General features: G+C 63.5%; 21 protein-coding genes and 1 tRNA gene. 9 read left to right on the top strand and 13 right to left on the bottom strand.

From position 1 onward, the window contains the following. The first annotated feature begins 377 nt into the window (after window positions 1–377). Complete coding sequence (locus tag HDG32_RS08775) at window positions 378–2,738, top strand: EAL domain-containing protein (protein ID WP_184065585.1); 2,361 nt, start codon at window positions 378–380, stop codon at window positions 2,736–2,738. A gap of 38 nt (window positions 2,739–2,776) precedes the next feature. Next, window positions 2,777–3,985 (top strand): chromate transporter, encoded by a 1,209-nt coding sequence (locus tag HDG32_RS08770; protein ID WP_184065582.1) that lies wholly within the window; start codon window positions 2,777–2,779, stop codon window positions 3,983–3,985. A 56-nt stretch (window positions 3,986–4,041) separates the two neighbouring features. On the opposite strand, the gene HDG32_RS08765 is transcribed toward HDG32_RS08770, so the two are convergent. The 5 genes from HDG32_RS08765 to HDG32_RS37000 form a co-directional block, all read right to left on the bottom strand. Further along, entirely contained in the window at window positions 4,042–4,500 is a 459-nt protein-coding gene (locus tag HDG32_RS08765; RefSeq protein WP_184045759.1) for a CopD family protein, read from the bottom strand. Window positions 4,501–4,789: 289 nt separating this feature from the next. After that, the gene (gene parC, locus HDG32_RS08760; protein ID WP_184065579.1) at window positions 4,790–7,111 is read right to left on the bottom strand and encodes a DNA topoisomerase IV subunit A; all 2,322 of its coding nucleotides are present in this window, start codon (window positions 7,109–7,111) and stop codon (window positions 4,790–4,792) included. 60 nt (window positions 7,112–7,171) lie between these two features. Further along, window positions 7,172–9,157: a DNA topoisomerase IV subunit B gene (locus HDG32_RS08755; RefSeq protein WP_184065576.1), complete on the bottom strand. Its 1,986-nt coding sequence runs from the start codon at window positions 9,155–9,157 to the stop codon at window positions 7,172–7,174. Between the two features lie 433 nt (window positions 9,158–9,590). Further along, window positions 9,591–11,525: an ATP-binding cassette domain-containing protein gene (locus HDG32_RS08750; protein WP_184065757.1), complete on the bottom strand. Its 1,935-nt coding sequence runs from the start codon at window positions 11,523–11,525 to the stop codon at window positions 9,591–9,593. A 171-nt stretch (window positions 11,526–11,696) separates the two neighbouring features. Next, complete coding sequence (locus HDG32_RS37000; protein ID WP_311539624.1) at window positions 11,697–12,044, bottom strand: DUF4399 domain-containing protein; 348 nt, start codon at window positions 12,042–12,044, stop codon at window positions 11,697–11,699. Window positions 12,045–12,258: 214 nt separating this feature from the next. Between HDG32_RS37000 and HDG32_RS08740 the strand changes: the two genes are divergently transcribed. Further along, window positions 12,259–12,450 carry a rubredoxin gene (locus HDG32_RS08740; protein WP_184009557.1) on the top strand — a complete coding sequence of 64 codons (192 nt, stop codon included), beginning with the start codon at window positions 12,259–12,261 and terminating at the stop codon, window positions 12,448–12,450. A 236-nt stretch (window positions 12,451–12,686) separates the two neighbouring features. Continuing rightward, window positions 12,687–12,761: transfer RNA gene (locus HDG32_RS08735), tRNA-Arg, on the top strand. Window positions 12,762–13,098: 337 nt separating this feature from the next. On the opposite strand, the gene HDG32_RS08730 is transcribed toward HDG32_RS08735, so the two are convergent. From HDG32_RS08730 to HDG32_RS08720, 3 genes are read right to left on the bottom strand one after another with little or no spacing between them, the layout of a single operon-like run. Next, entirely contained in the window at window positions 13,099–13,299 is a 201-nt protein-coding gene (locus tag HDG32_RS08730; RefSeq protein WP_184065573.1) for a hypothetical protein, read from the bottom strand. Further along, complete coding sequence (locus HDG32_RS08725; RefSeq protein ID WP_184065570.1) at window positions 13,296–13,778, bottom strand: hypothetical protein; 483 nt, start codon at window positions 13,776–13,778, stop codon at window positions 13,296–13,298. The genes HDG32_RS08730 and HDG32_RS08725 overlap by 4 nt, the downstream gene beginning before the upstream one ends. Then, window positions 13,771–14,538, bottom strand: a complete 768-nt coding sequence (locus HDG32_RS08720; protein ID WP_184065567.1) for a hypothetical protein — start codon at window positions 14,536–14,538, stop codon at window positions 13,771–13,773. The genes HDG32_RS08725 and HDG32_RS08720 overlap by 8 nt, the downstream gene beginning before the upstream one ends. Before the next feature lie 421 nt (window positions 14,539–14,959). Here HDG32_RS08720 and HDG32_RS08715 point away from each other — a divergent pair, with 421 nt between their 5' ends. Next, window positions 14,960–15,898 (top strand): class I SAM-dependent methyltransferase, encoded by a 939-nt coding sequence (locus tag HDG32_RS08715; protein WP_184065564.1) that lies wholly within the window; start codon window positions 14,960–14,962, stop codon window positions 15,896–15,898. Between the two features lie 24 nt (window positions 15,899–15,922). On the opposite strand, the gene HDG32_RS08710 is transcribed toward HDG32_RS08715, so the two are convergent. The 5 genes from HDG32_RS08710 to HDG32_RS08690 form a co-directional block, all read right to left on the bottom strand. Further along, complete coding sequence (locus tag HDG32_RS08710; RefSeq protein ID WP_184065561.1) at window positions 15,923–16,762, bottom strand: hypothetical protein; 840 nt, start codon at window positions 16,760–16,762, stop codon at window positions 15,923–15,925. A gap of 80 nt (window positions 16,763–16,842) precedes the next feature. Next, window positions 16,843–17,247 carry an acyltransferase family protein gene (locus tag HDG32_RS08705; RefSeq protein WP_260336410.1) on the bottom strand — a complete coding sequence of 135 codons (405 nt, stop codon included), beginning with the start codon at window positions 17,245–17,247 and terminating at the stop codon, window positions 16,843–16,845. Window positions 17,248–17,254: 7 nt separating this feature from the next. Next, window positions 17,255–17,962, bottom strand: a complete 708-nt coding sequence (locus tag HDG32_RS08700; RefSeq protein ID WP_184065556.1) for a glutathione binding-like protein — start codon at window positions 17,960–17,962, stop codon at window positions 17,255–17,257. Between the two features lie 129 nt (window positions 17,963–18,091). Then, complete coding sequence (locus tag HDG32_RS08695; protein ID WP_184021431.1) at window positions 18,092–18,313, bottom strand: hypothetical protein; 222 nt, start codon at window positions 18,311–18,313, stop codon at window positions 18,092–18,094. Between the two features lie 229 nt (window positions 18,314–18,542). Next, the gene (locus HDG32_RS08690) at window positions 18,543–18,734 is read right to left on the bottom strand and encodes a CsbD family protein (RefSeq protein ID WP_184065553.1); all 192 of its coding nucleotides are present in this window, start codon (window positions 18,732–18,734) and stop codon (window positions 18,543–18,545) included. Between the two features lie 203 nt (window positions 18,735–18,937). On the opposite strand from HDG32_RS08690, the gene HDG32_RS08685 reads away from it, so the two are divergent. From HDG32_RS08685 to HDG32_RS08670, 4 genes are all read left to right on the top strand, one after another. Continuing rightward, window positions 18,938–19,264, top strand: a complete 327-nt coding sequence (locus tag HDG32_RS08685) for a hypothetical protein (RefSeq protein WP_184065550.1) — start codon at window positions 18,938–18,940, stop codon at window positions 19,262–19,264. Window positions 19,265–19,565: 301 nt separating this feature from the next. Next, window positions 19,566–20,858 carry a DNA (cytosine-5-)-methyltransferase gene (dcm, locus tag HDG32_RS08680; RefSeq protein WP_184065547.1) on the top strand — a complete coding sequence of 431 codons (1,293 nt, stop codon included), beginning with the start codon at window positions 19,566–19,568 and terminating at the stop codon, window positions 20,856–20,858. Between the two features lie 30 nt (window positions 20,859–20,888). After that, complete coding sequence (locus HDG32_RS08675) at window positions 20,889–21,335, top strand: very short patch repair endonuclease (RefSeq protein ID WP_184065544.1); 447 nt, start codon at window positions 20,889–20,891, stop codon at window positions 21,333–21,335. Between the two features lie 240 nt (window positions 21,336–21,575). Beyond that, the gene (locus tag HDG32_RS08670) at window positions 21,576–22,079 is read left to right on the top strand and encodes a YbhB/YbcL family Raf kinase inhibitor-like protein (RefSeq protein WP_018419796.1); all 504 of its coding nucleotides are present in this window, start codon (window positions 21,576–21,578) and stop codon (window positions 22,077–22,079) included. Window positions 22,080–22,171: the final 92 nt, after the last annotated feature.

Below are 22,171 nucleotides of genomic sequence, written 5' to 3'. Positions count from 1 at the left end.
GTTCTCCGAATTCATCGCGGCCGGATTGCAAAAGCCCTGCCAGAAACTGCCCAGTGGCAGGCACCGTTGCCGATGAAGTCTTCGACAAACCACGGACCGGCCGCGTCATAAGACCGGCGATGCAGGCAACGTGAACAGCCGCACGTGGGCGCCCGCCGCGCGAGCGTATACCCCATGCCCGGAAGCTTCCTTAATCCAGTGGCATTCAGTAATATCGAACCGTATCCGATGACCTGTGGACGGTCCGGCGCGGCGCCACGCCCTCTCCTCCTGCGCAGCAGCTTTGGCATCTTGGTCCCCATGCAGCCATCCATCTATTTCGCGCAGTCGATGCCCATGCGTTTGCAAGCGGCCCGCACCCAGCCAAGGCCCGCGCGATGACTCAGTCCCGCTTCTCCGAGCCGCGCGAAGCCAGGCCGCGACGCGATCCATTGGCCACGCGCCGGCGCGCATTGCTCGTCATTCCCGCCCTCGGGGTACTCGTACTGATCCTGCTGTGGACCGTGATCTTCGCGCGGCTGTCGGTAGAAAGGGACGCGACGTACCGCGAAGCGATGGCGTCTTCCGCCATACTTTCCGCGGCGCTCGAGCAGCACACCATCAAGGCGATTCACCAGGTCGATCAGATCACGCGCTTCGTCAAGTACGAGTTCGAAAAGACGCCCAATCATTTCGATCTCGCGAGCACGGTCGAAAAAGGTGTCGTGCAAAGCGAAACGCTCGTGCAGGTGTCGATAATCGACGAGCACGGCAGACTGATCGCCAATACGGCCGAACTCAACCCCGCTCACATCGACTTGTCTGACCGCGAGCACTTCAAGGTCCACGAGCACGAAAACGACGACCAGCTGTACATCAGCAAGCCCGTGCTCGGCCGCGTGTCGGGTCACTGGACGCTGCAGATGACGCGGCGTCTCAATCATCCGGACGGCTCGTTCGCGGGCGTCATCGTGGTCTCCGAAGACCCGAGCTACTTTACCTCGGACTTCTACAACAACGCGGCGATCGGCCGCGAAGGCGTGATCGCGGTGATCTCGGACAGCGGCACCGTGCTCGCGCGCCGCACCGGCAACGCCAGCAGGACGAGCAGCACGTTCACCGCGAGCGGCACGTATCCGACCTCGGAGCATGTGTCGGGCACCTACGTCGATTCGATCGACAACGTCACGCGCATCGTGTCGTACCGGCACATCGACGGCTATCCGCTCGGCGTGCTCGTCGGTCTTTCGCAGGGCGAAGAATTCGCCGATTACAACCACACGCGCAACGTCTATCTGTTGATGGCGGGCTTCATCTCGCTCGCGATGCTCAGCTTCTTCGCGGTCGCGACCGGCCTGATAGGCAAACTGCTCGGCCGCGAGCGCGAGATGACGGAACTCGTCGAATACGATCTGTTGACCGGCCTGCGCAATCGCTACGCGACGCTGCAGGCGCTGCGCCATGACGTCGCGCAGCCGTTCAACCTGGGTCGCCTCGCGATTCTTTTTATCGACCTCGACAACTTCAAGACCGTCAACGACACGCTCGGCCACAACGCCGGCGACATCGTGCTGCAGATGACAGCCTCGCGCCTCGCCGCCGCGGTCGGCGACGACGGCGCGCTGAGCCGCATCGGCGGGGACGAGTTCGTCGTCGTGATCAAGGGCGACGATGTCGAAAAGCGCGCGGTTGCGCTCGCCGAGGCCGCCGGCGAAGCGTTCTCGAAGCCGTTCGAGGTGCGCGGCAGCGCGTTCGTGCTGCATGCGAGCATCGGCATCGCGCTGTACTCGGTCGCCAACGAAAGCGAGATCGACCTGCTGAAGAAAGCCGACCTCGCGATGTACAGCGCGAAGGACGCCGGCAAGAACTGCTACCAGTTCTATTCGCCGCATCTGTCGCATCGCGCGGACCATCTGATGAAGTGGGAACAGCAGTTGCACGTCGCGCTGGCCGAGGGGCAACTGTTCCTCGCCTATCAGCCGAAGATCGATCTGAAGCGCCGCTGCATCACCGGCTTCGAAGCGCTCGTGCGCTGGAACCATCCGCAGCACGGACTGATCCCGGCCAACGAGTTCATCCCCGTGGCCGAGTCGACCGGCCTGATCGTGCCGATCGGCGACTTCGTGATCGAGACCGCATGCCGTCAGCTCGCGCAATGGCAGCAGCAGGGCTACGACACGCTATCGCTCGCGGTGAACATTTCGGCGGTGCAGTTCTGGCGCGGCGACCTGCTCGAAACGGTCTCGCGCGCGATCGAGGAAACCGGCATCTCCGCGCGTCGCCTCGAACTCGAAATCACCGAAACGACGATGATGGAATTTCCGGAAGTGGTCTCCGAAAAAATCTTCGCCCTGAAGCGTCTCGGCGTACGCATCGCGCTCGACGATTTCGGCACCGGCTACTCTTCGCTGTCCTATCTCAACCGCTTTGCCGTCGATACGCTGAAGGTGGACCGCTCGTTCGTCCAGGCGATTCCGGGCGACCGCAGCGTCTGCGTAATGGTCACCGCGATCGTCAACCTCGCGCGCTCGCTCGGGCTCACGGTGGTGGTCGAAGGCACGGAGACCGAAGAGCAGATTGCGTGGCTGGCCGCGCTCGGCCATATCGAGGCACAGGGCTTTCTGTTCTCGCGGCCGGTGCCAGTGGAGGCGATCCCGGCACTGCTCGAGCGCTTCGGGGTATGCGGCATGAACAGCGTCGGCGGCCGCCGCGTCGCGCACGAAGCCCACAGCGCAAGCAGCCTATCCAGCAACAATTAAAGGACGGGCGCCCGCACGGCGGGGCCCGCGCAGCGCCGATGCAGACCATCACGAGCGATGAGGCTGCCCGCCGCGGGCAACGGGAACCGCTATGGACGCTGTTCCGGGTCGTGTGCGGCCTGTCGGCGCTGTCGTGGGGCGGTCTCGCGTTGATGGCGCAGCTCGAGCATCATTACGTGGAACGCGAGGGGCGGCTCTCGCGCGTGGCGTTCTCGGACCTGATCGCGCTCGCGTGGATGGTGCCGGGACCCGTCGGCTGCAACGTCGCCGTGCAGCTCGGGCACGCGCTGCGCGGACGCGCGGGCGCATGGGTCGCCGGGGTGGCGAGCGTACTGCCCTTCTTCACGCTGATGACGCTGTTCGCGATCTTCTATCGCACGCCCATCGCGCACACGATCGCGTCGCAAACCCTGCTGCATCACTTCAGCGTCGTGCTCGCGACGCTGATCGCGGTCACCTGGTACAAGCAAACCCGCGCGCTCGTGCGCGGCAAGCTCGAATGGACGGCGGCGCTGCTCGGCAGCATCGCGCTGCTCTATGCGCACAGCGCCGCGGCGTATGTGGTGATGCTCGGCGCGGCCTTCGGCGCCGGCTGGTTCGCGAGTCGGGAGCGCGACTCGCGACTCGCCGTGTCGCTGCAGCGCGGCGACTATCGGCTGCTGGCCGCGCTCGGCGTGCTGCTCGTGCTGTTTGCGCTGCCGCTGCCGCATCGCTATGACCTCGCGCTGCTGTGGCCGCGCCTCGCGGGCGCCGGCATGACGCTGTTCGGCGGCGGCTTCTCGGCGCTGCCGGTGCTGAAGACGCTGTTCGTCACGCCGGTGGTCGGCGTATCCGATAACGACTTCACGCTCGCGTTTACGCTGTCGCCGTTGTCCCCGGGACCCCTGCTGAACGTGGTCCCGTTCTTCGGTTATCTCGTCGATGGCTGGCTCGGCGCGCTGATCGCGACGCTCGCGCTATTCGTGCCGTCAGGCTGCCTCGTCGTGCTCGCGCAGCGGCATCTGCATCAGTTGAAGGTGAACCCACGCTTCGAGCACGGCATGAGGATTCTGCGCGCGGTCACGACCGCGTTTCTCGCGGTCGCGGTACTGCGCATTGCCGTGCACGTACCGCTGGAGCCGATCTATCTGCTGACCGCGACGTTCTCCGCGATGTGCTTCGCGAAGCTGAAGGTGCCGGTGTATGCCGTGTATGGAACGGTGGCGGTGGCGTGCGGTTTGTGGCTCGCGTACGGCGCCACGACGTGATGCGTCGCGGGCCGCACGAAGCCTGCTGCGCCGTTGGCGATCCGGCGATCCGGCGATCAGAACCCGCGCGACAGCACAGCGAAGCCGATCGTCACGACGCCCAGCACGAGATTGATCAGCACGAGACGGCGGACCGTGCCGACCGCCTGCGCGCCATCGGGCCACTTCTGCGCCTGCACCGCGCGGCGAATGCGCGGATACACGGCGAAGCGGATATGCCCGAAGATCAGCATCATCACGATGCCGAGACCGGCCATCGCATGCAGCGGCCAGCTAGCATGAGCGCCGCCGAATTGCATCAGCAGGAAGCCGCCGCTGATCAGGATCACGAGAACCGACACCCCGACCCAGTTGAAGAAGCGGCCAAATACCGACTCCCACAGCGGCAGGCGCAGTTGCGGCGACAGATCGCCGAGCGCAGGACGCAGGCAGAAATGCGCGAACACCATACCGCCGACCCACACCGCCACCCCGAGCAGATGCAGAAAAAGCGCGACTTCGATAGCCTTGTTCATGTAGTTTTCCTCTCCCGACGACGCCACACCGTTTAGGACACGCGATCCCGCTCAGCACCAACTGAGCGCGTTCGACCATACGTGATGCAGGCAGTTCCGGGTATCGACGTCTATTGCGTCGTGTTTTGTCGTTGTGATCGCGGCCCGTTCATCTGGCCGCGACGCGGCCGCGCCCCGTTTGCTTCCACGCCCTTTGCGCGACGGACTTTGCTGCGACAGACCGCGAGCGCCCCGCATGCTAGCAGGCGCTCACGGTTTTACAGCGTCAAACTTCGTTAAATCGACTCCACTAGGCCGGCAGCACTGGACGCATGCCGTCGAGCTTCAGCTTGCTGGCGGGCGCGCGTCCCTTGCGCGCACGCTTGCCGACATGCGCCGCAAGCTCGGCGCCGGCCAGCTTCTCCTCGTCGACGCGGCCGCCACGACGCGTGCCGATCAGCATCACGCCTGCTTGATTGATCGCGAGCGCCTGCACGAGCGTTTCGTTGTCGTCGAGCGCCATCAGCGTGACGCCACGGCCGCCGCCCGACAGCGTCTTCATCTCGTCGAGGCCGAACACGAGCAGACGCCCGCCCGACGACAGACACGCGACCTGCGCCGCGTCCGGCAGCATCGGCATCGGCGCGAGCGGCGCGGCGCCGGCGTCGATCGTCATGAACGACTTGCCGGCCTTCACGCGGCTCACCATATCGCCGACCTTCGCGATGAAGCCGAAGCCGTTGCTCGACGCGAGCAGCAGCGCCTGTTCCGCCGACGCCGCGTAGTAGTGCATCAAATGACTGCCCGATTCGAGCTCGATCAGCGACGTGACCGGCACGCCGTCGCCCCGTCCGCCCGGCAGCTGAGCCACCGCGACCGAATAGACGCGCCCGTTGCTACCCCACGCGATCAGCGTATCGGGCGTGCGGCATTGGAACGCCGCGTAAAGGCCGTCGCCGGCCTTGAAGCTGAAGCCGGCCGTATCGAGCCCGTGGCCCTTCAGCGCGCGCACCCAGCCCTTCTGCGACACCACGACGGTGACCGGCTCATCGACCACGCGCGCTTCGAACGTCGCGCGCTTTTCCTGCTGGATCAGCGTGCGGCGCTCGTCGCCATACTGTTTCGCGTCGGCTTCGATTTCCTTGATCAGCAGGCGCTTCATCGCCGGTTCGCTGCCGAGCAGCTCTTCGAGCTTGGCCTTCTCGTCGCGCAGCTCGGCCAGTTCCTTCTCGATCTTGATCTTCTCGAGGCGCGCCAACTGACGCAGCCGGATTTCGAGGATGTCCTCGGCCTGGCGATCCGTGAGACCGAACGCGGCCATCAGCGCGACCTTCGGCTCGTCCGATTCGCGAATGATGCGGATGACTTCGTCGATATTCAGGAAGACGATCATCCGGCCTTCGAGAATATGGATGCGGTCGTCGACCTTCGACAGACGATGCCGCGTGCGGCGCGTCACCGTCGCGAAACGGAACGCGATCCACTCGTGCAGGATTTCGCTCAAGCCCTTCTGACGCGGCCGGCCATCGCCGCCGACCATCACCATGTTCAGCGGTGCGTTCGATTCGAGGCTCGTATGCGCGAGCAGCGTGTTGACGAAGTCGGTCTGATCGATGCGGCTCGACTTCGGCTCGAACACGAGACGCACCGGCGCGTCCTTGCCCGATTCGTCGCGCACCGCGTCGACGAGCCCGAGCAGCGTCTGCCGCGTCTGCAACTGCTCGGGCGTCAGCGTCTTCTTGCCGAGCTTGATTTTCGGGTTGGTCTGTTCTTCGATTTCCTCGAGCACCTTCTGCGCGGCCGTATTCGGCGGCAGTTCGGTGATCACGAGTTGCCACTGGCCGCGCGCGAGATCCTCGATCTTCCAGCGCGCGCGCACCTTCAGGCTGCCGCGGCCGGTTTCGTACGCGGTGGCGATTTCCGCCTCGCTCGAAATGATCTGGCCGCCGCCGGGGAAGTCCGGACCGGGCACGTGCTGCATCAGCTCCGCATGCGAGAGCTTCGGATTGCGGATCAGCGCAACCGCCGCTCCTGCGACTTCGCGCAGGTTGTGCGACGGAATTTCCGTCGCGAGGCCGACGGCGATGCCCGATGCGCCATTGAGCAGCACGAACGGCAGACGCGCCGGCAGCACCTTCGGCTCTTCGAACGAGCCGTCGTAGTTCGGCATGAAGTCGACCGTGCCCTGATCGATTTCGGCGAGCAGCAGCTTTGCGATCGGCGTCAGGCGCGCTTCGGTGTAACGCATCGCCGCCGCGCCGTCGCCGTCGCGCGAGCCGAAGTTGCCCTGGCCGTCGATTAGCGGATAGCGCATCGAAAAGTCTTGCGCGAGACGCACGAGTGCGTCGTACGCGGACTGGTCGCCGTGCGGGTGATACTTACCGAGCACGTCGCCGACCACGCGCGCCGATTTGACCGGCTTCGCGTTGTCGCCAAGGCCCATCTCGTTCATCGCGAACAGGATGCGGCGCTGCACCGGCTTCTGCCCATCGCAAACATCGGGCAGCGCGCGGCCCTTGACCACGCTGACCGCATACTCGAGGTACGCGCGCTCCGCGTAGTTGCCGAGCGTCAGCACGTCGCTGTCCGACGGTGGCTCGTTGAAAAGGTCGAGAGTGTTATCGTCGTCCATCTAGATTCCGTGTCCGTGTTTGGCTTGCAGTGTCGTATGCCGCATTGAGGCGCAATGCGCTCAGATGTCCGCTTCCACTTCGTTGCCCTTCTCTTCGAGCCAGCTGCGGCGCGACGCCGCTTCGCCCTTGCCCATCAGCATCGTCATGCGCGCGACGGTCGCATCGTAGTCGAGTTCGCCGAGCGCGACCGGCTGCAGGCGGCGCGTGTCGGGATTCATCGTCGTGTCCCACAGCTGCTCGGCGCTCATTTCACCGAGACCCTTGAAGCGGCTGATCGACCACTGGTTGTCGCGCACGCCGTCCTTGCGCAGCTTGTCGAGAATCGCCTCGAGCTCGCCTTCGTCGAGCGCATAGAGCTTCTGCGCGGGCTTCTTGCCGCGCGCGGGCGCATCGACGCGAAACAACGGCGGACGCGCGACGCACACATGACCGCGCTCGATCAGTTGCGGGAAATGCTTGAAGAACAGCGTGAGCAGCAGCACCTGGATATGCGAGCCGTCGACGTCCGCATCCGACAGAATGCAGATCTTGCCGTAGCGCAGATTCGACAGATCGATCTTGTCGTCCGGATTATGCGGATCGACGCCGATCGCCACTGAAATGTCGTGCACCTCGTTGTTCGCGAACAGGCGATCACGTTCGGTTTCCCATGTGTTCAGCACCTTGCCGCGCAGCGGCAGGATCGCCTGGTATTCCTTGTCGCGGCCCATCTTCGCGGAGCCGCCCGCCGAGTCGCCCTCGACGAGGAACAGTTCGTTGCGGCCGATTTCCGTCGATTCGCAATCGGTCAGCTTGCCGGGCAGCACGGCGACGCCCGAGCTCTTGCGCTTCTCGACCTTCTGCCCCGCACGCGTGCGCGCCTGCGCCTGCTTGATCACGAGGTCCGCGAGTTTCTTGCCATGCTCGACGTGCTGGTTCAACCACAGTTCGAGCGCCGGCCGAGCGAACGACGACACGAGCTTGACCGCATCGCGGCTATTCAGGCGCTCCTTGATCTGCCCTTGAAACTGCGGATCGAGCACCTTCGCCGACAGCACGAACGACACCCGCGCGAACACGTCTTCGGCGAGCAGTTTCACGCCCTTCGGCTGCAGGTTGTGCAACTCGACGAAGCTCTTGACCGCCTGATAAAGACCGTCGCGCAAGCCCGACTCATGCGTGCCGCCCGCGGGCGTAGGAATCAGGTTCACGTACGACTCGCGCGTGAGCGGCCCTTCCTCGCTCCACGCGACGACCCACGCCGCGCCCTCGCCTTCGGCGAACGTCTCTTCGCTCGAACGCGAGCTTTCCGCGTAGCGCTCGCCCTCGAACAGCGGAATCAGCAGATCGCTGCCGTTCATGCCTTCGAGCAGATAGCCGCGCAGGCCGTCTTCGTATTTCCAGCTTTGCCGCTCGCCGGTTTTCTCGTTGACGAGCGTGACCTCGACGCCCGGCAGCAGCACCGCTTTTGAGCGCAACAGACGCTGCAATTCGCCGAGCGGCAGGTTCGGTGAATCGAAGTACTTCGGATCGGCCCACGCGGTCACGCGCGTGCCGGATTTCTTGTCGGCCTTGGTGGCGGCACGCACTTCGAGCGGCTTCGCGACGTCGCCGTGCGCGAAGCTCAGTTCGGCGACCTTGCCGTCGCGCCACACGGTGACGTCGAGCCGCGTGGACAGCGCGTTGGTGACCGACACGCCGACGCCGTGCAGACCGCCCGAGAACGTATAGGCGCCGCCGGCGGCCTTGTCGAACTTGCCGCCCGCGTGCAAGCGCGTGAAAACGATTTCGACGACCGGTACGCCTTCGTCGGGGTGCAGGCCGAATGGAATGCCGCGGCCGTCGTCGTCGACCGAGACCGAATGGTCCGCGTGCAGCGTGACCGTGATTTGCCGGCCGTAGCCGCCGAGGGCCTCGTCCGATGCGTTGTCGATGACTTCCTGAATGATGTGCAGCGGATTCTCGGTGCGGGTGTACATGCCGGGTCGTTGCTTGACCGGCTCCAGACCCTTCAACACCTTGATCGACGCTTCGCTATACGCGGCGTTTGGCTTTTTCGTAGACATGATTGACTCGGTGCGTCGGTTCATCGTTGTCCACAGGTCCTGTGGACAGGGCCTGGACAATGCGTTGAGTATTCAAAAAAAGCGAAACGAAACAACGGGGTTAGGTGGAGCGCCCGCGATGCGGGCAAGCTGTTTTGTCGCGCGGCTTCCGTTGGCGCGCTCGAATGCCGGACATGGACGCACAGCCCGCCGGGGAAGCCTGTTCGCGGGGTATTGTACTGATTTCGATCACGGCGGCAATTGACCCCGCGCTGAATTGGCCGACCGGATAAGGCACGGCGGGCGTTGGGGGACATGCAATGGAGGATGGACGGCTCGCAGGACGGCGGCGCGATAGGTATCGGCGGAAAATGCACGGGCGCGCGCCGGCTGAATTTCGGTGCCGTGCGCGGCGGCGCTTTCTGTTGTTTTTGTGCCGGCCGCGCACGCCGCGTTACTTGACGCGGTTTTCCAGCTCGTCCCAACGTTCGAGCGCGAGCATCAACTCCTCGTCGATCTCGGCATAGCGCTCGGTCAGACGCGCGCCTTCGCGTGCATCTTTCGCGAACACCGAGCCGTCTTCGAGCTGCGCGCCGATTGCCTTCTGTTCGGCCTCGAGGTCGGCAATCATTTTCGGTAGCGCCTCCAGTTCGCGCTGCTCCTTGAACGACAGCTTCGCGCTGCGCTGCGCATTGCGGCCCGACGCGCTGTCCTTCGGCGCCGCTTCTTTCGGCGCTTCCTTGCTCGATTCTTTCTGCGCTTCGAGCGCGAGTTGCTCCGAGCGATCGCGCTGCGTCTGCCAGTCCGTGAAGCCGCCGACGTATTCGCGCCACTTGCCGCCGCCTTCCGATGCGATCACCGACGTCACGACGTTATCGAGAAAGGCGCGGTCGTGGCTGACGAGCAGCACCGTGCCGTCGTAGTCGATCAGCAGTTCTTCGAGCAGTTCGAGCGTCGGAATGTCGAGGTCGTTGGTCGGTTCATCGAGCACCAGCACGTTGGCCGGGCGCGCGAACAGGCGCGCGAGCAACAGCCGGTTGCGCTCGCCGCCCGACAGCGACTTGACCGGCGAACGCGCGCGCTCCGGCGCGAACAGGAAGTCGCCGAGATAGCTCATCACATGCTTCTTCTGGCCGTTGATTTCGACCCACTCGCTGCCGGGGCTGATCGTGTCCGCGAGACTCTTTTCCAGATCGAGCGCCGCGCGCATCTGATCGAAATACGCGACCTGCGGATTCGTGCCGACGCGCACGTTGCCCTCGTCCGGCGCGAGTTCACCGAGGATCAGCTTCAGCAGCGTGGTCTTGCCCGCGCCGTTCGGACCGACGAAGCCGATCTTGTCGCCGCGCATCACCGTGGCCGTGAAGCGGTCCACCACTGCGCGCTCGCCATAGCGCTTCGTCACGTCCGTCAGTTCCGCCACGATCTTGCCGGACTTCTCGCCCTGACCGACGTCGAGCTTCACGTTGCCCTGCACGTTGCGGCGCTCGGCGCGCTCGTTGCGCATCTGCACGAGGCGTGCGATGCGGCCGACGCTGCGCGTGCGGCGTGCCTCGACGCCCTTGCGAATCCACACTTCTTCCTGCGCGAGCAGTTTGTCGAACTTCTCGCTCTCGATGCGCTCGACTTCGAGCTGCTGCGCCTTGCGCGTCTGGTACGCGGAGAAATTGCCCGGATACGACAGCAGCCGCCCGCGATCGAGCTCGACGATGCGCGTCGCGACGCGGTCGAGAAACGCGCGATCGTGTGTGATGAACAGCAGCCCGGCGCGCAGCGACACCAGCAGATCTTCGAGCCAGCGGATGCCGTCGAAGTCGAGATGGTTGGTCGGCTCGTCGAGCAGCAGCACGTCGGGCTGCACGACGAGCGCGCGCGCGAGCGCGGCGCGCTTCTGCATGCCGCCCGACAGCGAGCCGACACGGGCTTCGCCGTTCAGGCCGATCTGCTGCAGCGTGGTCGCGACGCGCGTGCTCCAATTCCATGCGTCCGCGGCGTCCAACGCCGATTGCAGCGTGTTCATGCGCGCGAGCAGCGCGTCGTGTTCGGCGCCCTCAGGCGTGTCGGCGAGCTGATGCGCGACCGCGTCGTATTCGTCGAGCAGCGCGCGCGCCTCGGTCAGTCCGGCGGCGACCGCGTCGAACACGGTGTCGTCGGCGTTGAACTCGGGCTCCTGCGGCACGTAGACCGTGCTCAGATGCTGCTGACGCGTGACGAGGCCGTCGTCGGGTTTGGCCAGATCGGCGACGATTTTCAACAGCGACGACTTGCCCGCGCCGTTGCGCCCGATCAGCCCGACGTGCTCGCCCGCTTCGAGCGAGAAATCCGCGCGGTCGAGCAGCGCGACGTGACCGAACGCGAGCTGCGCTCCGGTAATGGTGTAAAGCGACATGGGAATGGGAGAAGACAGCGATGAGTCGGAACTGCTCATTGTACCGGGCGCAGGGCCGGTCGCAGGTATGCCGGGCGGGAACATCCGTGCGATGAAGCGCGCAACGCAGCGTGCAACGCGATCGGCGCGGGCCGGCGACGCGCGCGCCGGCCCGGCCTTTCAAGCAGTTGCTTACTTGACGTGCACCGTGATCGTCTTGCTCATCTCCGGCCCATACGAGCGATGCGCGCCGTCGCCGAATTGCAGCGTCAGCGTATGGTCGCCCGGCGGCAGCGTCAGATCGGTTTCAGTCTGGCCTTTGCCGAAGTGCAGCGACTTGTCGGTCGCGGGGACGACCTCGCCCTTCGGCAGCGGCTTGCCGTCGATCAGCAGGTGATGATGCCCGGTGCCGCTCCGCCTGCGCCACACCTGACCCGGCGAGTAGCCCAGCCGCCGCGGCGCCGACCAACCATGCGATGCGGCGCCGCCAGCGGCCTCGCCCGAGACCGATCGTCGCAATACGTGCGAAGCGCGCGCCACATCTGTCCAATCAGATAGCTTGCAGGTCAAAGCGTACACGGCTTGTGTGACGAGGCCCGTCGCGCGAACCCGGGCTCGCCGCAGAGGCGTTGGGGCGGCGCCGCATCGGTCGTCTGCGGCTGATTTGACAAATTCCGGTAATATTGCGGGTCGCCGCGCCGCCCCATAAAGGGGCAGAGCAAGCCGGCCATTGCATTGAACGAGAGAGCGTGTCGTGAGCGAAGTAATCGAAGTGACGGAATTCAAGAGCTGGGTCTGCCTGATTTGCGGTTGGATCTACAACGAGGAAGACGGTCTGCCCGAAGAAGGCATCGCACCGGGCACGCGTTTCGCCGACATTCCGGAAGACTGGCGCTGCCCGCTGTGCGACGTGGGCAAGGCGGAGTTCGCGGTGGTGGAGTTTTGACAGTGAGATAAGCTTGGGGCGAAAGGCGCGGTTGCGTGCGCTTCGCCAGATGCTCAGGTGGTTTGCGCGGCCCCGGCAGGCGATGTCTGCGGGGCCGTTTGTTTTTGCGGGATTTGTGCGAGGCGCGGGCGGCTGCCGGCTTGGCTCTCCTCTTGCCCGCGCCGGTTTGATATACTCTGCGCTCGCTGGTCAGTCTGGACTCACCAAGTCCTCGCCGATCTGTCCGGCCCGGTCCTCTCCCTGTAGTTCAATGGATAGAACAAGTGCCTCCTAAGCGCTAGATACAGGTTCGATTCCTGTCAGGGGGACCAGATTGGCCGCAGTATCTCCTGAGAATGTCCAGAAAAGCCCCGTATGCCTTGCGCTGTGGGGCTTTTTGCTGCCATCTTGCCCACGATAGCCCAAGACAAACCAGATTTTTTTGGGGTATTGGTGGGGATATCGCCGAATATCCCAAAAATCGATACCGCCACGCCCTGCGCAATCAGATTGCACCGCCTACCGAACTCCAAGGTCGCTAGGCCAAGCTGACTGAACAGCCCTACCGTCTTGCCGATGGCAAAGGGCTCTATCTTCAGGTGATGCCGAACAGTTCGCGCTACCGGAGGATGAAGTGTCGGTTTGACGGAAAGGAAAAACTCGCTTCGTTCAGTCCGTCAAGACTGGCTCGCCATCGCCTGAAAGCAATTCCGAGAGATCTTTGGCGCGTAGGCGCCGCATCGCCGTCTCAATCTTCTTGTCGTAGCGTCGATCATCGGGATCGTGGCCAGCGTGCGCCTTGCGCGCGTACTTCTGCACGAAGCAACCAAGCTCGCCAGTCAAGCGGGCACGCTTTCGATCGGCATTCACGAAAACGACTCGGGTGCAATCTTGCCGCCTTCAATCACGAGGTGTGCGGCATCAACGCCCGGCGCGAAGAAGCGCCAGTCCTCATCATCTTCAACGCCGTCAGGGATCACAACAAGGCTGTATCCTCGGGATAACGACACGTCCACGCCGCCCGCATCGTCTGCCGATACGGCCTCGACCTCGATAGGCCCTTGTCCTACGAGCGTTTCATGCAAGCGCTTGGCTGAGTCGTGCGCCTTTTCATCGACGCCACGCAGATCATCGCGGGTCGCAATAGTTTTGCCCTCGCGCTCTAGCTTCCACGCGCATTGCACGTGAAGCGCCCACGCCCCGTCCTCACGATCCCTGCCTCTAAGCGTGTACCGCCTTTGCGGGCCAAACTGCATGGTGAGCATGTCTCCCGCGTGACTGACCCAGCTCACATCGAGCCCGATGAGTGCGGAAAGACGCGTTGTTATTTCTGTCTTGGTATCAGTCATCACCGCCTCCAAACAAATCCTGCCCACGTTCCAGCATCTCGTGATAGCCGAGGCCCTGCTTACTTATGTCGTCGTGAAGTTGCCTCGCCTGATCCTGATTGAGTCGCAACGCCTTTACGACGGCCTTGAACTGCTTGTTTTGCGCCTGATTATTACGCGGCGTGCCCTCCGCGCCCGCCAACTCCACCGCATCAACGCCTGACATAGCCTCGCTGTATTCGAACGCGTGCGCATCGCCCAACGGCGTTGATACCGGCATGGCAATCGTTCCATCGGGCAACACGTCGCCCGGGCGGGCGAACCAGATCGCGAGCCCATCTTCGGCGGGCAGTCGCGGCAGCACTGGACGCTGGAAAGAACGCCCGGCACTCACGACAGGCAGCGCACGCCTGAATAGCTGCGACGGCGTGACGGTCTCGTAGTACGGTCGGATATTCTGCTCGATAGGCGCAGCACCTCCGCGCGAGGTACGCGGCGTGGACACGACTGCGATCACATCGCCACGCTCGACGGCGGTCTGTAGCGCCCGGGCAATCTGCTCTGGGGCAGCGCCATTCGCATATGCGCCGCTGCGCGTGTTGCGGATGAATTCGACGAGCCCCGCTAACTGGCGCGCATCGCGCGTGAGTTCCCGCGATCCTGCCGAGGTAATGAGCTGACGGCCGGCACGCGCCTCGTTGCTCAACGCACTACCGCGATACTCCTGTCGCGTGTAGAGCGTGCAGCACCGATGCGTTCCGACTTCGAAGTCAATCGCCATCTGTCTGTAGCCCCATCAACATGCGCCCCCTCCAGATCGATTTGAAGGGGTTATACGTAGCACAAAGCCGTGAACGGAGCGACAGATCCGACACAATCGATGACATTCATTCGCGCGGCGGCCTGCCACGCGGCACCACGCACGGCAGTGCATGCGTCAAAGCAACAGAAAGATAGTGAGCGAATTTGTAGTAGGCCAAGGGGACCAAGCGCCCAACCGGCTGCCAGGTCCGCTCTTAAAAGCCCCGCACGCCTTGCGCTGTGGGGCTTTTTGTTGCCGATCCGCCTTCCGCGCGGGATCAGAGCGATCCCTACACTTCACGCGAACCACCCGTTCGACAACCCCGGAAAATCAGGCGCTCCCGGAAATCTCAGATCGCTATAATCTGCGAGCCGACTTCGAAACGTTTCCGAGGACCGACATGGATCAAGCGCTTGAATGCGTTACCGCGTTGAATTTTTGTGAGCAGGCCTATCTCGCCGCAAATCCGGACGTCGCTGAGGCTGTCAGGCTCGGTGCATTACGATCGGGAAGATCGCATTTCGAAGTTTTCGGAAGCGCCGAAAGTCATCGCAGGCAAGATGCACAGGTGGCGGCCCAATCCAGGCAGGAACGAAGAAAAATAATAGCGTCTGTCCTTCGCACTGATATGCCATTTAGTGACGACGGAAAATTTTTCGATTTTTTGTCGCCCGATCTGCGCTCCCAGTTCGACATTTACGACTCGGAACTGGCCGGAAGCAATCTGTACGATCAGGATGCACTGAGTATGATCGAGCGCCATCCGTCGGGGATCATTCTGGATTGTGGGGCCGGCAGCCGTCCCGCGATCTACGAAAACGTGATCAATTTCGACATCACCAACTATCCATCCACCGATGTGCGAGGTGTCGGCGAAGTTCTGCCATTCAAAGATGCATCGTTCGATGGCCTTCTGTCGTTGAATGTCCTCGAACATGTGAAGGACCCATTCACTGCCGCCAAAGAGATTCTTCGCGTGTTGAAGCCAGGAGGCGATCTGGTCGTGGTGGTTCCGCTCACTCAACCTACTCACGGCTACCCGCATCACTACTACAACATGACAGCCGAGGGGATTCTCAACCTGTTCGGATCTGCGATCAATGTCGAACGTGTGTACGTACCGGAATCGACATCGGCCATCTGGTCGATTTACTGGATCATGAGCGAATGGGCCGATGGTCTCGACGAGAATGCGCTGAAGGAATTCAAGGCGCTCACGGTCGAAGAAATTCTGCAAGGACCGCCGACGTTGCTGGATCGATCGTTTGTGAAGCAGCTAAGCGCAAAAAAGAATCTCGACATTGCGAGTTCGACGACGGTGATCGCGAAACGCGTTTGAGACGACGCCAGTCCAGCGGCTCCATTATTTTTGCATCGGCCGACGGACACTTTGCTCGTATATCGAAGGATCGACGACGTTCATCTGATCCTTTGGGCGTTCACCAAAAACTCGCTCGAAGTCCTCGGGACCCAGAATGTCAGCAGCGTCGTGGAGAAAAGACGAATAGGCCTGGTTCAGCTCCGAGGCGGACGGAACATCGCCGCCCTGCGGGGCATGTTGCAAACGCTCGACCCGCACCATAAATGCGCGTCGATGATTCATCAACGACTTGATTTTCGCATCCGCGTCGGGACCCTTCAAAGTCGCCTGAAGATGCTCCTGAAAATCGTCGACATCGGATTCCTGATCTCCTGGCTTCATGACGTCACTCCCGCTTGGTGTCGAACACTGAATCTTCTTGCTCGCCCATGCAGCATGCTGCTTGCCGTATGGTCCGAAGATCGCGATGCTCAACCAGTAGCCCCTGGACATGCGGACGGTAGCTGGAGCCGCTCCACCGCTGCCGGTCGCCCAAAGAATCTGGTTTGACAGCTGATGGCATACACCATCGCGACCATAGCTGAATATCGTTCCACGAGCGGCCGGATCGATGTTCGAGTCCACATCGGGCTTACATAGACAACTAGCATAAAGCAGATTTGCCGCGCCGGAAGCCAAAAAACCATCCGCACTGACCGGCGTCCCACCTCGGGCGTGGAAGCTGCCCCAGCTGTACCAATAGTGCTCGCCCGCGATCAGGACGTCCGCCAGCGCTGGGTAAATCTTCACGCGGCTGTCGTAGGTCGTCACCCATGTATGGTCGACCACGGAATCCTGGAAATACGCCGGAACGGACCACGCGAACAATGTAACGGCGCTCATTGCTTCACCTTTTCGTCCGGTCGCGTCACAGCGCTGTCGCGCGATTCTCGCCCGATAAGCCGGTAAGAACTTTACTCACCTCAAAGGTTATACGCGCTCAGCGGTATTAATTTCAAGGACACGAAAAACCGTCGCAGCACCAGAAACGACGACAGCGCATGCCAGGCGCTCACGCGCGCATGACCGAACGCTTCGGGAACGCCCGGCACGAACGCGACGAGCGCGATAAACAACGCGGTGAGAATCCAGTAGAGCGGCACGACCCGCGCGATGCGGGCGCATATGAACGAGCGCGCCGACTGGATCCCCGGGGGCAAACCCAGAGTCACCAGCGCCATCACGAAGCCGGAGATCACGAAGAAGACGTCGACGCCGATTTCGCCATAGCGCGACACGCGCGGAAAAACATGGACGAGCCAGCCATGCGCGGCAACGATGCCGTCGGTATGAAACGCGACGACGCCCAGCGCGGCGGGCGCGCGCAACAGGCCATCAAGCCGGCCGCTGCGGAATATTCAGGCCGCGCACCACCGCCGGACGCTCGACGAACGCCGCCAGCACGCGCCGCACGTTCGGGAAGTCCTGAATGCCGACCAGTTCTCCCGCCTCATAGAAGCCGACCAGATTGCGCACCCACGGGAAGATCGCGATATCGGCGATCGAATACTGATCGCCCATCACCCATGTGCGTCCTTCCAGGCGCTGCTCCAGCACGCCGAGCAGCCGCTTCGATTCGGCGATGTAGCGATCGCGCGGACGCTTGTCCTCGTACTCCCTGCCGGCGAATTTGTGGAAGAAGCCGACCTGGCCGAACATCGGACCGATGCCGCCCATCTGGAACATCACCCACTGGATCGTCTCGTAGCGCCCGGCGGCGTCCTGCGGGATCAGCCGGCCGCTTTTGTCGGCGAGATAAATCAGGATCGCGCCCGATTCGAACAGCGGCAGCGGTTTGCCGTCGGGACCGTTCGGATCGAGAATCGCCGGAATCTTGTTGTTCGGGTTCAACGACAGAAACGCCGGCGTCATCTGATCGTTGGTATCGAAGCGCACCAGATGTGGCTCGTACGGCAAGCCGGTTTCCTCGAGCATGATCGAGATTTTTACGCCATTGGGCGTCGGCAGCGAATAGAGCTGAATCCGGTCCGAATGCTCGGCCGGCCATTTCTTCGTGATCGCGAAAGCGGATAAATCGGTCATGGGTTCGGGTCGCCCTATGGGACAGAAATTGCAAGACCGCCCAATATAAACCGCCTCGACACAACGCGTGCAAGGCCGCGTGAAGACCCTACAAACGCTGCGGCAACAGCGCCGTTCGCGATCGGCGGTTCACCACAAGTCCTTCGTCGCCGTACCCGCGCGCACATTGAAGCCCTCGCGCCACAGCGCCGCGCCGACCGTCAGCAGCAGCGTCTTTTCGGTGCTGTCGAGCAGTTCCCACGCGGCCGCGAGCCACGTCGCGAAGTTCGCGCAGGTCGCTTCGAGATCGGGGGGCGCCTTGCCTTCCAAATACTGCCGTTCGAACATCGAAAGTATCTTTTCGGGTGTCATCGGCGCGACCTCCTGATGGGATTGCGCCAAGTCTAAAGGGCTCGCAGCGCGTGCGGAATGCCGATCATCGCGATCACGGGTTACTCCCAGGCCGGCCGCCGCGCCAACGTCAGCCGTGACCCAACTGGTGAAATCGGACGCGTCGTGTCCGACCTGCGCCGTACAAAAAACAAAGGCGCCGCGACGATCGCGACGCCTCCGCCGTTACGGCAACCTGCACCAAACGGGTTCAGTGACGACCGCGCTTTGCATCGTCCTTGGCGTTTTCCTTCGCATCGCCATAGGCCTTCTGCACCTTGCCGGCGCCCTGCTGCAGGTCGCCCTTGAGTTCCTTCGCAGGGTCGTTCGTGGCCTTGCCGACGGCCTCGTTGACCTTGCCCTTGACCTGCTGGCCAACGCCCTTCACTTGATCCTTGTTCATGCTCGGCTCCCATATGCGTAGTCGACGGAAATGCCGGCGCGGTATTCCGCCGGTGTGTGGGAAGCAGCAACGGCCGTTCCCGGGAGCTGCTCCGCGCGCCGGGCCGCGGCACCGACGAACGCCGACGCGCGATCGGGCAAATTTTTTATCAAAAGGCCTAAAGTCTCGCCGCGCAGCGCCGTAAATGCGCTCAGGGAGGAGTCATGGACCGCACGGAGACTACGATTTCGGGATCATCGCAAGCTGCGTTGATCGACCACGACATCGCGCACATCGCGCGGGTGATGCACGTATCGCTGCGCGGCGATTTCGGCGGTCCGATCCTGCCAGCCACCTATTGGCGCAAACGACTGACCGCGCTGGTCGACAGCGGCCAGCTTTCTACCGCCCAATTGGACAAAGTCGACAGCCTGCTGCTGCAACTCGATCGGCTGGCCTCGACGCCGCTGCCCGAATGGGAACGCTTCGCGCCCGCGCCGACCTCGCGATTCGAGCGGGCTGCCCCGGTGAAGAAGGTGAAGTCGGCCTGACCGCGTCCGCCCCACCCGCTGCACCCGCACGCGTGGCGCCAAGCCGGCACGCCGCTCGTCTTGCGCGCCGCAAAAAAAAGCGGCCGGGCACGAGGTCGCGGCCGCCAACACACGTCGCAACGCCGGAAACCAGCGTCACGGGACGAGCGTATATCCGCATTCGTCACAGGCATGTTTCGCCGCAGACAAACGCAGCGGCGCGACGTATCGCGAAAAATTCCTGATCAATCGACGCCGACAATAGGGAAATGGGACGACCTTAGGTCATAATGTCCGCAAAAATTCCCAGCAAGGACGCCACGTGACCCTCGCCGCCCCCTTCGACCTGCTCAAGCAGGCGCGCGCCCGTTTCACCCAACGCGAAATCGCAGCCCATGTCGGCAAGGACATCAAGACGGTGCGTCGCTGGGAAAAAGGTGAAACGCCTTGTCCCGCGATGCTGGAAGCCGCGTTGCGCGATCTACTGCGGCAAGGCGCGCGTGAGGCGCAACACGCGGGCGACGCGGCGCGCTTCCGCTTCATCGATCTGTTCGCGGGTATCGGCGGCATTCGCATGGGCTTCGAGGCGCACGGCGGCGAATGCGTGTTCACCAGCGAGTGGAACGAGTTCTCGACGCGGACTTATCGCGAGAACCACGGCGACAACTCCGCGAGCGGCGGCGCGCACGCGCTGATCGGCGACATCGTCACGTTTCCCGCCGAGGACGTGCCGAGCCACGACGTGCTGCTCGGCGGCTTTCCGTGCCAGCCGTTTTCGATCGCCGGCGTCAGCAAGAAAAACGCGCTTGGCCGGCCGCACGGCTTCGAATGCACGACCCAGGGCACGCTGTTTTTCGACGTCGCGCGCATCATCGCCGCGAAGCGCCCCGCCGCGTTCCTGCTCGAAAACGTAAAGAACCTGCTGTCGCACGACAAGGGCCGCACCTTCGACGTGATCCTGCAAACGCTGCGCGACGAGCTCGGCTACGAGGTGCACTACCGCGTGATCGATGGCCAGCATTTCACGCCTCAGCATCGCGAGCGCATCATCGTGGTGGGCTTTCGCGGCAAGACCGGGTTCACATGGGACGACCTGCGCCTGCCCGAACAGGGTCCGCGGCTCGGCGCGATCCTGCATCGCACGGACGGCACGGAACCGGTGCTGCCGTGGGACCACGAGCGCTTCTTCGACCACGCCGCGCGCCGCGTGCAGCCGAAGTACACGCTCACCCCGAAGCTGTGGGCGTATCTGCAAAACTACGCGGCCAAGCATCGTGCGGCGGGCAACGGCTTCGGTTTCGGCATGGCCTATCCGGACAGCGTGACGCGCACGCTGTCGGCGCGCTATCACAAGGACGGCTCCGAAATTCTCGTCTATCAGGGCGAGGCGCTGCGCCCGCGTCGCCTGACGCCGCGCGAATGCGCTCGACTGATGGGCTTTCCCGACACCTTCAGGATTCCGGTCAGCGATACGCAGGCCTACCGGCAGTTCGGCAATAGCGTCGTGATGCCGGTGATGCGCGAAGTGGCGCGTATCATGCTGCCGCATGTGCAAACCCTGCTTGCCCACCCGACCCGCGATGCGTCGAAACACTCCCTGCCGCTCTACGCGTGAGCGGCCGCGCGACCCGTTGGCCCGCTGACGATGGTCGATATCGTCGATAGCGCGACGCGCAGCCGGATGATGTCCGGCATTCGCGGCCGCAACACCAAGCCGGAGATCCTGATCCGCAGCCTGCTGCATCGGCGGGGCCTGCGCTTCCGGCTCGACGCGCGCGATCTGCCCGGCCGCCCCGACATCGTGCTGCCGCGCTATCGCGCGGTGGTGCTCGTGCATGGCTGCTTCTGGCATGGCCACGACTGTCATCTGTTCAAATGGCCCCAGACGAGGCCCGACTTCTGGCGCGACAAGATCGGCCGCAATCGCAGCAACGACGACAAGGTGCGCGCCGCGCTGCTCGCGAGCGGCTGGCGCGTCGCGGTCGTGTGGGAATGCGCTTTGCGAGGCGGGAATCGCGATATCGCGGGCGTGATCGAGCGGCTCGTCGCGTGGATCGGAAGCGACGCGCCGGAGTTGGAGGAACGCGGCTGAAAACCGCGCGCGACCTGCCCGGCTCGCGCGAGTCTCGCGCCGCTGGTGCTACACTCGAAAGGCTCACCCGGCGCGCTTTCGAGATGCCTTCGAGGCACGCTTCGGCGGCGTTTTCCGGGTGCTTCCAGGCGCTTTCGCCGCACGTCCTCACGCGCTTCGGCATGCCGCGAGATGCGCCGCGCCCGCCGCGACATCGCGAACTCCGACGATCCCAGAACCAATCAACAAGGGAGGCACATCATGGCTGACTTCCGTCTCTGGTCCGACGATTTTCCCACCAACGGCTTCATGCCGAGAGCCCACGAGTACAACGACAAGGCGTTCGGCGGCGACGGCGAAAACATCTCGCCGTCGCTGCAATGGGAAGCGCCGCCCGCGGACACGCAAAGCTTCGCGCTCACCGTTCACGATCCCGACGCGCCGACCGGCAGCGGCTTCTGGCATTGGGTCGTCGTGAACATTCCGGCCGACGCGCGCTCGCTGCCGCGCAACGCCGGCAAGGCCGACGGCTCGCTGCTGCCGCAGGGCGCGATGCAGGTGCGCAACGACTACGGGACGGTCGGCTTCGGCGGCGCCGCGCCGCCGCGCGGCGATCGCACGCATCGCTATATCTTCCGGCTGCATGCGCTGAAAGTGCCGCATCTGCCGGTCAGCGCGGAAACCACCAACGCGGTCGCGCGCTTCATGACGCACCTGAACGAAATCGATTCGACGACCCACACGGGCCTCTACGAACTCAAATAACGCACGCGCGGCGCCGGCGCCCGGTAACGCCGGCGCCGCGCCGACCGATACGCCCGCAGCGGCCAGCGCGTGAGCCGCGCACAGGCGCGCCA

This window comes from Paraburkholderia sp. CI2 (assembly GCF_014201055.1).
Lineage (GTDB): Bacteria > Pseudomonadota > Gammaproteobacteria > Burkholderiales > Burkholderiaceae > Paraburkholderia > Paraburkholderia tuberum.
The sequence above is the reverse complement of the archived record's forward strand: the minus strand, read 5'-3'. Positions and strand labels throughout refer to the sequence as shown.

What these genes read in the sequence shown, in the direction of transcription:
- HDG32_RS08775 (WP_184065585.1), top strand. Translation starts at nt 378, where the DNA reads ATGACTCAGTCCCGCTTCTCCGAGCCGCGCGAAGCCAGGCCGCGACGC.
- HDG32_RS08770 (WP_184065582.1), top strand. Translation starts at nt 2,777, where the DNA reads ATGCAGACCATCACGAGCGATGAGGCTGCCCGCCGCGGGCAACGGGAA.
- HDG32_RS08765 (WP_184045759.1), bottom strand. Translation starts at nt 4,500, where the DNA reads ATGAACAAGGCTATCGAAGTCGCGCTTTTTCTGCATCTGCTCGGGGTG.
- parC (WP_184065579.1), bottom strand. Translation starts at nt 7,111, where the DNA reads ATGGACGACGATAACACTCTCGACCTTTTCAACGAGCCACCGTCGGAC.
- HDG32_RS08755 (WP_184065576.1), bottom strand. Translation starts at nt 9,157, where the DNA reads ATGTCTACGAAAAAGCCAAACGCCGCGTATAGCGAAGCGTCGATCAAG.
- HDG32_RS08750 (WP_184065757.1), bottom strand. Translation starts at nt 11,525, where the DNA reads ATGTCGCTTTACACCATTACCGGAGCGCAGCTCGCGTTCGGTCACGTC.
- HDG32_RS08725 (WP_184065570.1), bottom strand. Translation starts at nt 13,778, where the DNA reads ATGACTGATACCAAGACAGAAATAACAACGCGTCTTTCCGCACTCATC.
- HDG32_RS08720 (WP_184065567.1), bottom strand. Translation starts at nt 14,538, where the DNA reads ATGGCGATTGACTTCGAAGTCGGAACGCATCGGTGCTGCACGCTCTAC.
- HDG32_RS08715 (WP_184065564.1), top strand. Translation starts at nt 14,960, where the DNA reads ATGGATCAAGCGCTTGAATGCGTTACCGCGTTGAATTTTTGTGAGCAG.
- HDG32_RS08710 (WP_184065561.1), bottom strand. Translation starts at nt 16,762, where the DNA reads ATGAGCGCCGTTACATTGTTCGCGTGGTCCGTTCCGGCGTATTTCCAG.
- HDG32_RS08700 (WP_184065556.1), bottom strand. Translation starts at nt 17,962, where the DNA reads ATGACCGATTTATCCGCTTTCGCGATCACGAAGAAATGGCCGGCCGAG.
- HDG32_RS08695 (WP_184021431.1), bottom strand. Translation starts at nt 18,313, where the DNA reads ATGACACCCGAAAAGATACTTTCGATGTTCGAACGGCAGTATTTGGAA.
- HDG32_RS08690 (WP_184065553.1), bottom strand. Translation starts at nt 18,734, where the DNA reads ATGAACAAGGATCAAGTGAAGGGCGTTGGCCAGCAGGTCAAGGGCAAG.
- HDG32_RS08685 (WP_184065550.1), top strand. Translation starts at nt 18,938, where the DNA reads ATGGACCGCACGGAGACTACGATTTCGGGATCATCGCAAGCTGCGTTG.
- HDG32_RS08675 (WP_184065544.1), top strand. Translation starts at nt 20,889, where the DNA reads ATGGTCGATATCGTCGATAGCGCGACGCGCAGCCGGATGATGTCCGGC.
- HDG32_RS08670 (WP_018419796.1), top strand. Translation starts at nt 21,576, where the DNA reads ATGGCTGACTTCCGTCTCTGGTCCGACGATTTTCCCACCAACGGCTTC.